Source organism: Sphaerimonospora cavernae, assembly GCF_042435035.1.
GTDB lineage: Bacteria > Actinomycetota > Actinomycetes > Streptosporangiales > Streptosporangiaceae > Sphaerimonospora > Sphaerimonospora cavernae.
In genome coordinates this window covers 174431-188676 of the sequence record NZ_JBHMQT010000033.1, presented here as the reverse complement: position 1 = coordinate 188676, position 14246 = coordinate 174431, and the positions used below count along the sequence as shown (strand labels likewise).

The following is a 14246-nucleotide window of genomic DNA, read 5'->3' as shown; positions in this document are numbered from 1 at the left end:
GGCGTGACCGTTATCGTGGACAACCGTGGAGAGCACTGACTGGGACCGTCGTTATGAGTCGAAGGACCTGCTGTGGTCCGAGGGGCCGAACCGGTGGGTCGAGGAGGTCGCCGCCGAGCTGCCGCCCGGCCGCGCGCTGGACCTCGCGGCGGGGGAGGGGCGCAACGCCCTGTGGCTGGTGGAACGGGGCTGGACGGCCACGGCCGTCGACTTCTCCCCGGTGGCCCTGCGGCGGGCGCGCACGCTGGCCGGCGACCGGATCGGCGGGCGCGGCGACCGGCTCGAGCTCGTCGAGGCCGACCTGCGCGCGTACGTCCCGGAACCGGGCGGGTACGACCTGGTGATCTCCGCCTATCTCCAGGTGGGCGCCGAACTGCGGCGCCAGGTCATGCGCGCGGCGGCCGCCGCGTTGGCCGGGGGCGGCCTGCTGCTGGTCGTCGCGCACGACAGCGACAACCTGGCCCACGGCGTGGGCGGCCCGCAGGACCCGGCGGTCCTCTATACGGCCCGTGATGTGGCGGCCGACCTCGACGGCTGCGGACTGGAGGTCGTACGGGCCGAGACCCGGGGCCGCGAGGTGGAGACCGACGACGGGCGCCGTACGGCCCTCGACGCCTTCCTGCTCGCCCGCCGCCCCCGGTAGGCCGACGCTGGCGTTCAAGGAACCGGCGCAGCCCGTTCCGTACGCCGTCGGTGGGCACGGTGGCCGCGAAGCAGGCCGACACGGCGAGTCGGGTCTATGTTGAGCCGGCCGCCATGGGTCTGGTGCGGGCATTAAAAGGAAGCGAACCTCCACGTGGCGTCGGTGATGCGTGTCACGTAGTTGGGGTTCTCGAACTGGGCGAAGGCGGGACGGCTCAGATCCAACTGGTCGGCCGTGCAGCCGGAGCAGAGGTCCCCGATCGGCACTTTGATGGTCTTGCCGCGGTAGCTGATCCGCACTGCCTTCTTGCAGAGCGGGTCGTCGGAGTGTTCGGGGGCGGTCCAGTAGGTGGCCGGTACGGCGGCGAACAGTCCGGTTCTGGCGTCGATCTGTGTTCCGCAGGCGCCATAGCCCGCCGTGACGTACCAGGTCAGGACGCTGTTGCCCGAGAATCCGTACGGGCTGGGGGCGGCTTGGGCGGAGCCGGGCAGCACGCAGGCCACGAGGCATACCGCGATGGCGGCGGGCGCGAGGATGCGCTTCAACGAGATCGCCTTCCCATGAAGACTCTTTGCACGTACAGTGCCTGTTCAATCACTTTACGTTATCGATCCGTGGTGTCATCGTCTTTCGTCTTCACTGGGTGGCGGGCGCGGCGGTTGTCGGCAGGTGTGTCCGGGCGGCGTGGAAGATCGCACGGTGGGCGAGAGGCTCGGGAGCGTCAGAGCCCCTCTTGTTGGGGTGAAGCCGGTCAGAGATCGCCCCACAGGGTGGGCGGCTGAAACTCCAGGTAATTGATCGTTCACACAGCGGTCGTCGCCGATGCCGGTCCAGGAGTAGCAGTGGAGGTCCAACCGGGGGGCTCCCTACAGTGGGTGGAGTGCGCCCCCTGCCTGCTTGCATCGGGCAGGGACCGTACGCTCGATCACAACTTTCAGTCGTCAAGCCAAGAAATCGTGCTGTAGTCCGTCGCAAAGTCGACCTTGTTCCACAGCTTTACGTTCTCTGGATTCTTTTCGTTCATCCGCACAACAAGAAGGAGGCCGCCAACGTCACGACGTATTGTTCCATCCGGGGAGCTGAACTCGCCACAAAGGTTAGTACCGTGGCCGGTCTTTTCCTGAGCACAGACAACAACCGAGCCAAAGAATGCCTGCCCGTATCGCCGTCCTCCATCTACTTCGTAGATCTTGTACGACATCAGATGGAAGCCGGGTGGGAGTTCTTTCGGGAGTGGGACGACGAAGCCATCATGCTGTGCGACCTTCTCCTGCAGCTCAGCCCTTCCCAGATGCCTGACCTTCTCGTTAGATGGGCGCGCGCAAGCGACAGCAACAGCTCCAAGAACGACAGCAAGCGCTGTCCTGTCGAGGTGCAGTCTTAAAGAGCTACTCACGCTTCCCCCTTGAAATTTGAAACATTCACCCCGTACATCGCAAACTCTACCGGTGGTGTTCCCGAGCGACAACGCCTCTTCTGTAAACCTGACATTTCTATGAGTCACAGGCGTGGTCGGGATGGACCCACGCTTGCAGCTTTCCTCCAGCTAGACAGCTGAAGGACTTATTAGTCACCGCCATATTTATAACCGTTTCATAACGACCGCATGCAGTGCTGTGAGCTATCAGCCTGGAGGAGTGGGCGTCAGCCTCGATGACGCAGTGGCCGGCTGAGTGCCGTGAAGCTCTCCGCTCGCTGGAGGTGGTCCGCGGGGTGGTGCGGTCGCTCATTCCCTTGTCACTGTCGTCGGCATCCTGTCCCGGCCCGACCGGGAGCACGCCGACCCCGATCTGAGCATCGTGATCCCGACCGGGGCCGGTGAGGCCCGCAACACCATCATCGTCAACTCCGGCGACGCCGTGATCGTCATCGGCGGTTCCTGGGGCACGCTGTCCGAGCTCGCCCTGGCCATGCGTCACGGCCGCGCCCCTGTCGTCCAACTCGGCGGCTGGCGACTCCTGGACCAGAACGGAGACCCCGTCCCCGGCCGGCGTACGGCACGCCACCTCACCCGCGCAGGCGGTGCGACTCACGGGCCTGTGGCCCTGAGACCTGTACGCTCCCGGGTGCTCGTCCTCGCCCGGTGAGCGTGGCGGTCCCACCGCTTCCCGGCCTGCTACCAGATGGTCAGTTCGCGGCGGAGTCGCCCCGGAGCAGGTTCGCCCCGAGAGGGGTGAGCGTGTGGAGTACGGCACCGCCTATCCGGGCCCGGGCCCCACCCCCGGCTGCCGGATCGGGCAGACGGCGAGCCGCAGACGGATGTTCAGCACGATTTCCATCAGCGGATCCGGGGCCGGTGCGAGCGTGATCCGACGCAGATCGGCTGCCTCGAAATGCAGGCGCATCATGCCCGTGATTCTCACCGATTCCGCCCCTTTCGGCGAGGAATGAAAGGCATTGCGGGTGGCATCCCGTTGAAGCCAGTCTTTGAACGTGTGCGGGCGGGGGCGTGCACACCACCAGGGGGGACGTCCGGCCGACGCCGACGGCGCCGGCGTCGGCCGGACGGGATCAGCCCTTGTAGTTGAACACCTGCCGGAGCGTGTGCTGGATCTCGACGAGGTCCTTCTGGTCGGCCATCACCTGGTCGATCGGCTTGTACGCCTCGGGGTGCTCGTCGACGAGGGCGGCGGCCCGGTTGGCGTTCCAGGTCCGCCCGCGCATCGCCTCGGTCAGCGACGTGGCCGACAACTCCCGCCTGGCCTGCCCCCGGGACATCCTGCGGCCGGCGCCGTGGGAGCAGGAGTTGTAGGAGGCCGGGTTGCCGAGCCCGCGCACGATGTACGACCTCGTCCCCATCGACCCGGGAATGACGCCCTCATCACCCCGGTCGGCCTTGATGGCCCCCTTCCGGGTGATCCACAGCTCCGCGCCGTGGTGCGTCTCCATCTGCGTGAAATTGTGATGGCAATTGATGGTCCGTACCCGGGCGCCCTTGCCGACGACGCGGAACAGGGCCTCGACCAGCACCCTGTCCATCCGCGCCCTGGAGGCCATGGCGTACCGCTGGGACCACAGCATGTCCTCGATGTACGCGTCGAACTCCGGCGTCCCCTGCGAGAAGTAGGCCAGATCGGGGTCCTCCAGCCCGATGAGACCCCGCTTCATCAGCTTCTTGGCCCCGACGATATGCCTGGTGGCGAGCTGGTTGCCGATGCCGCGCGAGCCGGAGTGCAGCACGGTCCAGACCCGGTCCCGCTCGTCGAGGCAGACCTCGACGAAGTGGTTGCCGGACCCGAGCGTGCCGAACTGGGTCGCCACCGTCGTCTCCTGCTTCGGGGTCAGATCGGTGTACGGCAGGCCGAGCTCGCCGAGCGCGCGGTCCACGGCGCGATCGGCGTGCCCCTTGCCGACGCCCGCCGGGATGCGCCGCTCCACCAGTGGCATCAACGCGTCGAGCGTGTCGGGCAGGTCGGCGGCGGTGAGCGTCGTCTCGGTCGCGATCATGCCGCAGCCGATGTCGACGCCGACGGCGGCCGGGATGATGGCGCCCTCGGTGGGGATGACCGATCCGACGGTCGCGCCGATGCCGATGTGCGCGTCCGGCATGAGCGCGACGTGCCCTGACACGAACGGCAGGCGGGCGGTTCTGGCGGCCTGCTCGATCGTGCCCGCGTCGATCTCACTCGCCCACGACAGGAGGTTGTGCGCTACCTCGTTCGGCATGATGATCCCTTTCTGATCGAGATCCACTTTGCCGACATTCCCCGTGGTTTCCCACCGATTATTCCTTCCGGTCGCCTCGAGCGCCCTACCGGCCCCACCGGTGATGATCATGGGGAATCCCGATGGCGCCGCCGTGGTTGGCGGGATATGTGAATGCCACATTGACGGCGGCAGGCCGTAGGCTGAAGGTTCTCGCACAAGGGAGGTCATCTTGCTGGTCGACTCCTTCGGCCGGGTCGCGACCGATCTGCGGGTTTCGCTGACCGACCGGTGCAACCTGCGCTGCACTTACTGCATGCCCCCCGAGGGTCTCGACTGGCTGCCCAAGCCGGACCTGCTGACCGCCGAGGAGATCATCCGTCTGGTACGTCTCGGCGTCGAGCGGCTCGGCATCACCGAGGTGCGTTTCACCGGCGGTGAGCCGCTGCTGCGTCGGGAGCTCCCCGAAATCGTCGCTGCGGCCGCGGCACTGCGGCCGCGTCCCCAGATCTCGCTGACCACCAACGGCATCGGCCTCGCCCGGCTGGCCGGGGTCCTCGCCGAGGCGGGCCTCGACCGCGTCAACGTCTCGCTGGACACGCTCGACCGTGAGGTCTTCGTACGGCTCGCGCACCGCGACCGGCTCCGGGATGTGCTCGACGGGCTGGCGGCGGCCGACGAGGCCGGGCTCACCCCCGTCAAGGTGAACGCGGTGCTGATGCGGGGGATCAACGAATCCGAGGCGGTCCCGCTGCTGCGCCACTGCCTGGACCGGGGATACGAACTGCGCTTCATCGAGCAGATGCCGCTCGACGCCCAGCACGGCTGGCGGCGCGAGAACATGGTGACCGCCGATGAGATCATCGGCCTGCTCAAGGACTCCTTCGACCTCACCGAGGACGACCCGGCGGCCCGGGGCAGCGCCCCGGCCGAACTGTTCCTCGTGGACGGCGGTCCCGCCCGGGTCGGCGTGATCGGATCGGTCACCCGCCCGTTCTGCGGCACCTGCGACCGCGTCCGCCTCACCGCCGACGGTCAGATCCGAAACTGCCTGTTCGCCAGGGAGGAGTCCGATCTCCGTACGGCGATGCGCTCGGGGGCGTCCGACGACGACCTGGCCGCACGCTGGATCGCGGCGGTCGCCCGCAAGAAGGCCGGGCACGGCATCGACGACCCGGGCTTCCTCCAGCCGGCCCGTCCCATGTCGGCCATCGGCGGCTGACCGCCGGTCCGGGCATGAAGCACGACGATATCCGGCCCATCGGCTACGACGCGGTGATCCTGGCCGGGGGACGGGCCAGCCGGCTGGGCGGCCTGGACAAGCCGGGCGCCGTCGTCGGCGGCGTGCCCCTCATCGAACGGGTGGCCGCGGCGGCCGCCGACGCCCGCACGCTGGTGGTGGTCGGCCCTGCCAGGCCGTCTCCGGCCCGGGCGGTCTTCACCCGGGAGGACCCGCCCGGCTCCGGCCCGGTTCCGGCGTTGCGTGCCGGCCTCGCCGAGGTCACGGCCGAGTGGGTGGTCCTGCTCGCCGCCGACCTGCCGTTTCTCGCCTCCGCGCACGTGACGGCGCTGCTTCGGGCTGCCGGGGCTGCCGGGACGGCCGGAGCCGTACTGGTCGACGACGACGGCGCGGAGCAGTGGCTGACCGGGGCGTGGCGCACCGAGGCACTGAGCGAAGCGCTGCGCGGATACGCGGGCGGCTCACTGCGCGGCCTGCTCGGCCCGCTGGAGCCGGTGCCGATCCGGCTGCCCGCCGGGCGCGGCGGCCGTGCGCCGTGGTTCGATTGCGACACGATGGACGCTCTCAGGACGGCGGACGCTCTCAGGACGGCGGACGCTCTCAGGACGGCCCGGGAGCGAGAGGGACGAGACGGAAGCGAGGATCAGGCGTGAACGTGCTGGAGGAGTGGACCGCACTGGCGTGCCGGGAGTTGGGCGTCGACCCGGACCGGGTGGACCGGGCCGCGGTGCTCGACCTGACCAAGGACGTCGCTCATGGCGTCGCCCGCCCTGCGGCTCCGCTGACGGCCTACCTGCTCGGGCTTGCCCAGGGCGCTGGTACGGCCCCGGCGGACGCGATGGAGCGGCTGTCACGTATGGCGCGCGACTGGGAGAAGGCCACGGCCGAAACGCTCGAAGATTCTTGACATCGCAAAAACTTTTCGAAAATTAGTACCAGAAATCCCGAAGAACGGCTCTCGGGAGAGATGGACAGATAAAAAGGGCGACGCCGGGTGGTTACGGGGGCAAACCACCCGGCGTCGCATCATCGGCGTTCCGACGGGGGCCCGGAACGCCGGTACCAGCGCCCCGACGGGGGACCGGAGCGCTTGGATAAACTGTACACCTCTAACCCTTGGGTTGCGTCAAGAGTTTGTCACGACCCGATCTCGCGTCGATGGCGTGGTATCTCGTTTTGGTTAGGTGAGGTCATGTCCAGTGCAGGTGGGACGTCCTTGCCTCGCTGATTGGCCCCGATCACGGCAAGGTATGGCAAAAGAACGGCGCCGGCGACGAGCAGGAGTTTGACGGGCCACGGGGCCGGTACGGCCACCGCGAGGATGAGGCAGACCAGCCGGATGCCCATCTTGATCAAATAATTGCGCTCGCGGCGCTTGATGTCATCGGTGAGCGACGGTTGGGCGTCCGTAACCTGATGAACGACGCCCCGGTTCCGTCGCGATTCACGCCAGGAATTCACGCCCTCCACGGTAACCCGCCCACCTGCCGGGGGTGACGGGCGCACGGCGATACGATCACCGGAGGTGGCGGCACCCGTACGGCGGCCAGGAAACACGACGTAGGAGGACGAAGATGTCGGATCGTACCTATCGGGTGACCGAGATAGTCGGGACCTCGGGGGAGAGCGTCGATGAGGCCATCCGCAACGGAATCCGGCGGGCGGCCGAGACCCTGCGGCATCTGGACTGGTTCGAGGTGACGGAGGTGCGCGGGCACATCGTGGACGGTGAGGTGGCCCACTTCCAGGTCGGCATGAAACTGGGCTTCCGCCTCGAAGACGCGAGCTGACCCGGCCCACTCGGGGAGAACGGAACCCCCAGACCCCAGCCCGTGATCTTGCAGTTTCTCGCCGGCTGGCTGCCTGACCTGCGCTTACACTATCCGTGATCTTGCACTTAAGGATGCAAGATCACGGACGCTGTTGTCGCTGCTCGGAGCCTGTGTCTGCGAGAAACTTCAAGATCGCGAAATGTGAAATGCCTGGTCAAGGGCCGTGCGTGCGAGTATTCGCAAGATCACGGGGGTGTGGGGGTGTTGGGGAGGTGGTGGTGGGTCAGTTCGCCTGGCTCACTGTCGACATGTTGAAGTCGGGCACGCGCACCGGGGGCATGACGGCGCGGGTGAAGTAGTCGCTCCACTCCCGCGGCAGCGTCTGCCCGCTCGCGCCCACCTCGGTCAGCCGGCCGAGCAGGTCGACCGGCGACTCGTTGAACCGGAAGTTGTTGACCTCACCGACGACCTCGCCCTCCTCGACGAGATAGACGCCGTCCCGCGTCAGGCCGGTCAACAGCAGCGTCTGCGGATCGACCTCGCGGATGTACCACAGGCAGGTGAGTAGCAGACCGCGCCGGGTGTCGGCGATCATCTCCTCCAGCGAGCGGCCCCCCTCCGGCCCCGTCATGATGAGGTTGTCGACGCGCGGGGTGGCGGCCAGCTCGGTCAGCTCGGCCGAGTGCCGGGTCTGCACGAGACCCGACAGCGTGCCGCCGGAGATCCAGTCCGTCGAGCCGAGCGTCAGGCCGTTGTCGAACACCGACTCCTCGCGGCTGGAGGCGTGCGCGACCACGAACGGCGCGCACTCGATGCCGGGATGCACAGGGTCGCTGTAGAGCCGCAGCGGCAGGTCCGACAGCCGGTCGCCGACTCGCGTGCCACCACCCGGCCTGGAGAACACCGTCCGCCCGTCGGCCGCGTCACGGGCCCCGGCCGACCAGTACAGGTAGATCATCAGGTCGGAGACCGCGGTCGGCGGCAGGATGGTCTCGTAGCGCCCGGCGTCCAGGCTGACCCGGCGCTTGGCCCACTCCAGCCGCTGGGCCAGCGTGGTGTCGAGCGCGGCCACGTCCACGTCGCGAAAGTCCCTGGTGGCGACACCGGTCCAGGCGGACCGGGCCATGTCGCGCGACTTCGCGTTCAGCTCCAGACGGCCCGTGGGCTGGTCGTGCCGCAGCCGCAGGCCGGACGACGACCCCACGAACGTCGACGTCAGCGTGTGCTCGGCGAAGCCGTACAGCCTCCGGCCGGACGCCTCGGCCGCGGCGAACGCCCCGCCGAGCGCGGGCGCGAAGTCGCGGAACACCTCGATGGTCGTCGGCTCGACCGCCCGGTCCCAGTCGGCGGACGCCGTACCCGGGACGAGCGGCCGCGCGTCCTCGGACGGCTGCGCCTCGCGGGCGGCCCGGTCCGCCGCCGCCACCACGTCGGCGAGCTGGTCGGGCCGTACGGCGGAGCGGGACACCACGCCCACGCCCTGCCCGACGATCGAGATCACGGTGAGCCGCGACGAGCGGGCGACGCCGTTGGTCGTCAGCGTGTTGCCGGCGAAGCGCAGGTTGGCCGTCGATCCCTCATCCGCGATCACCAAGCGGTCGTCGGCGCCGCTCAGCGCGAGCGCGCGCTCCACCGTCTCCTGCGGTGTGGTCACCACCACGTCGCTCACTTGGTCGCTCACTTGCCACCCTCCTGGACGGTGTTGAGGATCCGTACGCCGCGGAACAGGGCCGAGGGGGCGCCGTGGCTCACCGGTGCGATCTGGCCGGGCTGCCCCTTGCCGCAGTTGAACGCCCCGCCCAGCACGTAGGTCTCCGGCCCGCCGACGGCCTCCATCGACCGCCAGAAGTCCGTCGTCGTCGCCTGGTAGGCCACGTCGCGGAGCTGCCCGGCGAGACGGCCGTTCTCGATTCTGTAAAACCGCTGGCCGGTGAACTGGAAGTTGTACCGCTGCATGTCGATCGACCAGCTCTTGTCGCCGACGATGTAGACACCGCGCTCGACCCGGGAGATCAGCTCCTCGGTGGAGGGGCCGCCCTCGGCGGGCCGCAGCGAGACGTTGGCCATCCGCTGGATCGGCACGTGGCCGGGGGAGTCGGCGAAGGCGCAGCCGTTCGACCGGCCCAGGCCCTTGAGCAGCGCCATCCGCCGGTCGAGCTGGTAACCCACGAGCGTGCCCTCGCTGACGATGTCGAACGACTGGCCCGCCACGCCCTCGTCGTCCCACCCGACCGTGGCCAGGCCGTGCTCGACGGTGCGGTCGCCGACGACGTTCATCACCGGGGACCCGTAGTGCAGGTTGCCCAGCTTGTCGAACGTGGCGAACGACATGCCGGCGTAGGCCGCCTCGTAGCCGAGCGCCCGGTCCAGCTCGGTCGCGTGCCCGATCGACTCGTGGATGGTCAGCCACAGGTTGGACGGATGGATCACCAGGTCGTACGCGCCCGCCTCGGCCGAGGGCGCCTTCAGTTTCTCCGCGAGCAGCTCGGGGAGTTCGGCGATCTCGGCGGGGAAGTCCCAGCCGACCCCGGTCAGGTACTCGTACCCCCGCCCCACGGGCGGCGCGAGCGTGCGCATGTCGTCGAAACGCCGGCCGTCGGCCTTCATCGCGGTCAGCACCGGGTGGATCCTGACCCGCTGCTGGGTGGTGACCGTGCCGGCCGTGTCGGCGTAGAACTTCTGCTCCTTGACCTGCATCAGCGAGGCCGAGACGTGGTCCACCCGGCCGAGCATGCCCGCCGACCAGTCGCCGAGCAGCGCCGCCTTCTCCGGAAGCGGCACCTCGAACGGGTCGACCTCGTAGGACGACACCCAGGTCACGTCGGCGTGAACCGGCTCGGGCGCGAGCTCGACGGGCTCCCTGTTGATGGGCGCGCTGACCGCGGCCACCCGTACGGCCTCCTCGGCCGCCCGCGCGGCGGCCTCGGGGGTCAGCTCGATGCCCGAGGCGAACCCCCATGTGCCGTCCTTGACCACCCGTACGGCGAAGCCGAGGTCGTCGGCGTCCATCGCGCCTTCGAGCCGGGCGTCGAACAGCCGCAGGTTCTCGGCGCGCACCCGTTCCAGGCGGAACGACGCTTGCTCTGCTCCGAGATCGCGGGCACGCTGCAGGGCGGCGTCCGCCAGGCGCCTGAGCGGCAGGGCGAGGAAGTCGGCATCGATCTGGCGCATGTCCACGATCCTAACCCCGTGATCTTGTGTCCTGCGGACAAGTGGCCTACCCCTCGGTAGCCGATACGGTCGCTTGCATGGTTCGCTCTGTTCTCGTCACTGGTGGGAATCGCGGCATCGGCCTCGCGATCGCCCGCGAACTCGCCGCCGCCGGAGACGCGGTCGCCGTCACCTACCGCTCAGGAGAGCCGCCCGAGGGGCTGTTCGGCGTCCGCTGCGACGTGACGAGCACCGCCGACGTCGACGCCGCCTTCGAGAAGGCCGAGGCCGAGCACGGCCCGGTCGAGGTCGTCATCGCCAACGCGGGGGTCACCAAGGACACCCTGCTGCCGATGATGAAGGAGGAGACGTTCACCGACGTCATCGACACCAACCTGACCGGGGCCTACCGCGTGGCGAAGCGGGCCGTGCGCCCCATGCTCCGGCTCAAGCGCGGACGCATCATCCTGATCTCCTCGGTGGTGGCGCTGTCCGGCTCGGCCGGCCAGACCAACTACGCCGCGTCCAAGGCCGGCCTGATCGGCTTCGGCCGGTCCCTGGCGCGTGAGCTCGCCTCGCGCAACATCACGGTGAACGTGGTCGCGCCGGGGTTCGTGGACACCGACATGACCGCGGTGCTGGACGAGGCGCAGCAGGAGCGGATCCGCAAGAACATCCCGCTCGGACGGCAGGCGACGCCGGACGAGATCGCGCGGGTCGTGCGGTTCCTGGCGAGCGACGACGCGTCCTACATCACGGGCGCCGTCATCCCCGTCGACGGCGGCGTCGGCATGGGGCACTGAGAACATGGGGCACTGAGAAACTGAGGCACCACGAGAGACTGGAGCTGTACATGGGTTTGCTCGAAGGCAAGCGACTGCTGGTCACCGGTGTCCTCACCGACTCCTCCATCGCCTACAACGTGGCGAAACTGGCCCAGGAGGAGGGCGCCCAGGTCGTGCTGACCGGCTTCGGTCGTCTGAGCCTGGTCGAGCGCATCGCCAAGCGGCTGCCCGAGCCGCCCCCGGTCGTCGAGCTCGACGTCCAGAACGGCGAGCATCTCGACACGCTGGCCGACCGGGTCGGCGAGCACCTCGACGGCCTCGACGGCGTCGTCCACTCCATCGGTTTCGCGCCGCAGACCTGCTTGGGCGGCAACTTCCTCAACACCGCCTGGGAGGACGTCGCCACGGCGGTGCATGTGTCCACCTTCTCGTTCAAGTCGCTGGCCGTCGCGTGCCTGCCGCTCATGAAGGAGGGCGGCGCGATCGTGGGCCTGGACTTCGACGCGACCAAGGCCTGGCCGGTCTACGACTGGATGGGCGTGGCCAAGGCGGGGCTGGAGTCCTGCTCCCGCTACCTCGCCAGGGACCTGGGAAAGCACGGCATCCGCGTCAACCTCGTCGCGGCCGGTCCGCTGCGCACGATGGCGGCCAAGAGTATCCCGGGGTTCCAGGAGTTCGAGGAGAGCTGGCCGGACAGGGCGCCGCTCGGCTGGGACCTGGGCGACACGGCCCCGGCCGCCAGGGCGTGCGTCGCGCTGCTGTCGGACTGGTTCCCGGCGACCACCGGTGAGATCGTCCACGTCGACGGCGGCGTGCACGCCATGGGCGGCTGAGCGTCCCGCCCGCGCCGGAGGCTTCAGGCGAGCCGGTGCCGTCCTGACCGGCTCGGCAGCTGGATTCCGCCTTCGAACGGGATCGACTCCCGCTGCTCCGCGCGTGCCCGCCGGGCCGAGACCACGCGTGTGGCGAGCAGCGCCGACAGCAGCAGCGCCGCCGTCAGAGCCGTCCCGACCGGGTCGTGCGACCTGCCCGGGCGTACCGTCTCGCCGCGGTTGCGGAGCATGATGTCCGGGATCCGCTGCCCGGGCCACAGCAGCGGGATGACGCCGTCGGTGTCGGGGCTCACCCGCTTGCCCTCGGCCTCGGTCCGATGCCCCGTGGGGACGAACCGCGGGCGGTACGGTTCGACCGGGAGGGCCCCCTCCCGGGACGCCCGCGGCGGCGTCCCGTCGACGTGCCCCCCGGGCTGCGCCTTCCCCTCCCGGGAGTCGGCGCACCGGGTTCCGCTGACCAGCGGCAGGCAGGTGTCCCGTACGGCGCCGGTCAGCCCCTCGGTGAGATGCTTGGCGGTGGGGGCGACACTCGGGACCACCTCGCCCACCGTCTCACCGACCCCCCGTGTGGTTCTGCCGACTGTCTCACCGACCGTCCGCGTGGTCTTGCCGACCGTTTCGCCGACCGTCTGTCCGGTCTTGCCCAGGGTGCCGCCCGCCGTGCCGCCCAGTGTGCCGCCCAGGGAGTCGACGGTGCCGTCCACGGTGTGGCCGACGTTGTCGAGTGTCGTGCGGGCCGCGCCGTCCACTGCGCCGAGGGTGCCGTTCACGGTCTGGCTGAGCGGAGCCGTCGTGCCGCCGGTCGCGTGGTCGACCGTGTCGGTCACCTGGTTCACGGTGCCGGTCACGCCGCCCACCACCGAGCACAGGGTGTTGGTGACGCCCGATATGAGGCCGCCGCCGGTGCAGTCCAGCGCGTACGCCGGTGTCGCGTTCAGAACGGGCAGTCCTCCGCCCAGGGCGAGCGCGAGCGCCCCCCCGGAGATCGCGGAGGCCTTGCGTCCGATCCCCATTGAATCCCTCTCCCTAAACCCTCACGTCTCGCCCCAGCCCCCCGAACCCCTGTCAGTGCCCCGAACAACGCCGGTCCCCCCGATATCCGGGCCCCGAAGTGTTTCTTGCCGCCTCTGTACTCTTCGCCACACTGCCGGGGTTATGCAGTAGAAAGTTGCGGTTCGGTATCGATGTGTGATACGTGAATGGGTTTCTCGTTCCGCGGTCAGGAGTCGGAGACGTCGTCGAGGGCCTCGCGGATCTCCCAGGGGAGAGTCAGCTTCTCGGCCTGCAGCACGCCGAGGAGTTGCGCGTGGGTCCGCGCGCCGACGATCGCCGACGACACGCCCGGCCGGTCGCGGATCCAGGAGAGCGCCACCGTGAGCGGCGACACGCCGAGGCCGTCGGCGGCGGTCGTCACGGACTCCACGATCCGCCGGCACCGCTCATCGAGATAGGGCCGGACGAAGTCGGCGAAATGCGGCGTGGCCGCCCGGGAGTCGGCGGGGACGCCGGTACGGTACTTCCCGGTCAGCACGCCCCGCCCGAGCGGCGACCAGGCGAGCACGCCGACTCCCACGTGCGCGGCGGCCGGCAGCAGTTCCAGCTCCGCGTCGCGGGCGAGCAGGGAGTATTCGGCCTGGGCCGACACGACAGGAGCCCGGGCCTCACCGCACCGCTGCCACACGGCCGCCGCGGCGAGCTGCCACCCCGCGTAGTTGCACACCCCGGCATATGCCGTACGTCCGGTGGAGACCGCGAAGTCGACGGCGGCGAGGGTCTCCTCCAGGGGGATGGCGTGGTCGAAGGCGTGGAGCTGCCACAGGTCCACCTCGTCGATCCCGAGCCGGGCCAGCGAGGCGTCGAGGGCGCGGATGAGGTGGCGGCGTGAGGCGTTGCGGCCGCCCTCCGGGGTGAGCACCGCCTTGGTGGCGATCACCAGTTCGGATCGGGGCACCACGTCGCGGATGAGCGTGCCGAGCAGACGCTCCGCGTCGCCCTCGCCGTACACGTCGGCGGTGTCGATCAGCGTGCCCCCGGCGTCGGCGAACGCGGTGAGCTGAGCGGTCGCCTCCTCGGCCGAGGTGTCCCGGGCCCAGGTCATCGTGCCGAGCCCGATCCTGGACACCGAAAGACCGCTGCGCCCGACTAATCGCTGGTCCATTGCCTGGCAAGACTAGCCGA

The 14246-nt window shown here is 69.3% G+C and carries 17 protein-coding genes; 8 read left to right on the top strand and 9 right to left on the bottom strand.

Going from position 1 to position 14246, the window contains the following annotated elements; genetic code table 11:
• Positions 1 to 25 precede the first annotated feature (25 nt).
• Complete coding sequence (locus ACFHYQ_RS15895; protein ID WP_394301919.1) at positions 26 to 643, top strand: class I SAM-dependent methyltransferase; 618 nt, start codon at positions 26 to 28, stop codon at positions 641 to 643.
• Between the two features lie 131 nt (positions 644 to 774).
• Here ACFHYQ_RS15895 and ACFHYQ_RS15890 read toward each other — a convergent pair whose 3' ends face one another.
• On the bottom strand, positions 775 to 1188 hold the full coding sequence (locus ACFHYQ_RS15890) for a hypothetical protein (protein WP_394301918.1): 414 nt from the start codon (positions 1186 to 1188) through the stop codon (positions 775 to 777).
• A gap of 389 nt (positions 1189 to 1577) precedes the next feature.
• The gene (locus ACFHYQ_RS15885) at positions 1578 to 2039 is read right to left on the bottom strand and encodes a hypothetical protein (RefSeq protein ID WP_394301917.1); all 462 of its coding nucleotides are present in this window, start codon (positions 2037 to 2039) and stop codon (positions 1578 to 1580) included.
• Positions 2040 to 2442: 403 nt separating this feature from the next.
• On the opposite strand from ACFHYQ_RS15885, the gene ACFHYQ_RS15880 reads away from it, so the two are divergent.
• Positions 2443 to 2730, top strand: coding sequence for an SLOG cluster 4 domain-containing protein (locus ACFHYQ_RS15880; RefSeq protein ID WP_394301916.1), 288 nt, complete (start codon positions 2443 to 2445; stop codon positions 2728 to 2730).
• A gap of 111 nt (positions 2731 to 2841) precedes the next feature.
• Here the strand turns inward: ACFHYQ_RS15880 and ACFHYQ_RS15875 are convergent, their stop codons facing one another.
• Both ACFHYQ_RS15875 and ACFHYQ_RS15870 read right to left on the bottom strand, forming a co-directional pair.
• Complete coding sequence (locus tag ACFHYQ_RS15875; protein WP_394301915.1) at positions 2842 to 2991, bottom strand: hypothetical protein; 150 nt, start codon at positions 2989 to 2991, stop codon at positions 2842 to 2844.
• Positions 2992 to 3154: 163 nt separating this feature from the next.
• Positions 3155 to 4309, bottom strand: coding sequence for an RtcB family protein (locus ACFHYQ_RS15870; protein ID WP_394301914.1), 1155 nt, complete (start codon positions 4307 to 4309; stop codon positions 3155 to 3157).
• Between the two features lie 211 nt (positions 4310 to 4520).
• On the opposite strand from ACFHYQ_RS15870, the gene moaA reads away from it, so the two are divergent.
• The 3 genes from moaA to ACFHYQ_RS15855 are packed head-to-tail and all read left to right on the top strand — an operon-like array spanning position 4521 to position 6435.
• Entirely contained in the window at positions 4521 to 5510 is a 990-nt protein-coding gene (gene moaA, locus ACFHYQ_RS15865) for a GTP 3',8-cyclase MoaA (protein ID WP_394301913.1), read from the top strand.
• A 14-nt stretch (positions 5511 to 5524) separates the two neighbouring features.
• Complete coding sequence (mobA, locus tag ACFHYQ_RS15860; protein WP_394301912.1) at positions 5525 to 6181, top strand: molybdenum cofactor guanylyltransferase; 657 nt, start codon at positions 5525 to 5527, stop codon at positions 6179 to 6181.
• Positions 6178 to 6435, top strand: coding sequence for a DUF6457 domain-containing protein (locus ACFHYQ_RS15855; protein WP_394301911.1), 258 nt, complete (start codon positions 6178 to 6180; stop codon positions 6433 to 6435). The genes mobA and ACFHYQ_RS15855 overlap by 4 nt, the downstream gene beginning before the upstream one ends.
• 230 nt (positions 6436 to 6665) lie before the next feature.
• Here the strand turns inward: ACFHYQ_RS15855 and ACFHYQ_RS15850 are convergent, their stop codons facing one another.
• Positions 6666 to 6989: a DUF3099 domain-containing protein gene (locus tag ACFHYQ_RS15850; RefSeq protein ID WP_394301910.1), complete on the bottom strand. Its 324-nt coding sequence runs from the start codon at positions 6987 to 6989 to the stop codon at positions 6666 to 6668.
• 113 nt (positions 6990 to 7102) lie between these two features.
• On the opposite strand from ACFHYQ_RS15850, the gene ACFHYQ_RS15845 reads away from it, so the two are divergent.
• On the top strand, positions 7103 to 7318 hold the full coding sequence (locus ACFHYQ_RS15845; RefSeq protein WP_394301909.1) for a dodecin: 216 nt from the start codon (positions 7103 to 7105) through the stop codon (positions 7316 to 7318).
• Positions 7319 to 7583: 265 nt separating this feature from the next.
• On the opposite strand, the gene ACFHYQ_RS15840 is transcribed toward ACFHYQ_RS15845, so the two are convergent.
• Positions 7584 to 8981, bottom strand: a complete 1398-nt coding sequence (locus tag ACFHYQ_RS15840) for a metallopeptidase TldD-related protein (RefSeq protein ID WP_394301908.1) — start codon at positions 8979 to 8981, stop codon at positions 7584 to 7586.
• Complete coding sequence (locus ACFHYQ_RS15835; RefSeq protein ID WP_394301907.1) at positions 8978 to 10471, bottom strand: TldD/PmbA family protein; 1494 nt, start codon at positions 10469 to 10471, stop codon at positions 8978 to 8980. Before ACFHYQ_RS15835 ends, ACFHYQ_RS15840 begins: the two co-directional genes overlap by 4 nt.
• A 77-nt stretch (positions 10472 to 10548) precedes the next feature.
• Here ACFHYQ_RS15835 and ACFHYQ_RS15830 point away from each other — a divergent pair, with 77 nt between their 5' ends.
• Positions 10549 to 11253 carry a beta-ketoacyl-ACP reductase gene (locus ACFHYQ_RS15830; protein WP_394301906.1) on the top strand — a complete coding sequence of 235 codons (705 nt, stop codon included), beginning with the start codon at positions 10549 to 10551 and terminating at the stop codon, positions 11251 to 11253.
• 50 nt (positions 11254 to 11303) lie between these two features.
• Positions 11304 to 12068 carry an enoyl-ACP reductase FabI gene (fabI, locus tag ACFHYQ_RS15825; RefSeq protein ID WP_394301905.1) on the top strand — a complete coding sequence of 255 codons (765 nt, stop codon included), beginning with the start codon at positions 11304 to 11306 and terminating at the stop codon, positions 12066 to 12068.
• A 23-nt stretch (positions 12069 to 12091) separates the two neighbouring features.
• Here the strand turns inward: fabI and ACFHYQ_RS15820 are convergent, their stop codons facing one another.
• Entirely contained in the window at positions 12092 to 13081 is a 990-nt protein-coding gene (locus ACFHYQ_RS15820) for a hypothetical protein (RefSeq protein WP_394301904.1), read from the bottom strand.
• Between the two features lie 206 nt (positions 13082 to 13287).
• Positions 13288 to 14226, bottom strand: coding sequence for an aldo/keto reductase (locus ACFHYQ_RS15815; protein ID WP_394301903.1), 939 nt, complete (start codon positions 14224 to 14226; stop codon positions 13288 to 13290).
• Positions 14227 to 14246: the final 20 nt, after the last annotated feature.

Coding starts and splice junctions, on each gene's coding strand:
- ACFHYQ_RS15835 (WP_394301907.1), bottom strand. CDS start 10,471: ATGCGCCAGATCGATGCCGACTTCCTCGCCCTGCCGCTCAGGCGCCTG.
- ACFHYQ_RS15815 (WP_394301903.1), bottom strand. CDS start 14,226: ATGGACCAGCGATTAGTCGGGCGCAGCGGTCTTTCGGTGTCCAGGATC.
- fabI (WP_394301905.1), top strand. CDS start 11,304: ATGGGTTTGCTCGAAGGCAAGCGACTGCTGGTCACCGGTGTCCTCACC.
- ACFHYQ_RS15830 (WP_394301906.1), top strand. CDS start 10,549: ATGGTTCGCTCTGTTCTCGTCACTGGTGGGAATCGCGGCATCGGCCTC.
- ACFHYQ_RS15820 (WP_394301904.1), bottom strand. CDS start 13,081: ATGGGGATCGGACGCAAGGCCTCCGCGATCTCCGGGGGGGCGCTCGCG.
- mobA (WP_394301912.1), top strand. CDS start 5,525: ATGAAGCACGACGATATCCGGCCCATCGGCTACGACGCGGTGATCCTG.
- ACFHYQ_RS15870 (WP_394301914.1), bottom strand. CDS start 4,309: ATGCCGAACGAGGTAGCGCACAACCTCCTGTCGTGGGCGAGTGAGATC.
- ACFHYQ_RS15845 (WP_394301909.1), top strand. CDS start 7,103: ATGTCGGATCGTACCTATCGGGTGACCGAGATAGTCGGGACCTCGGGG.
- ACFHYQ_RS15875 (WP_394301915.1), bottom strand. CDS start 2,991: ATGATGCGCCTGCATTTCGAGGCAGCCGATCTGCGTCGGATCACGCTC.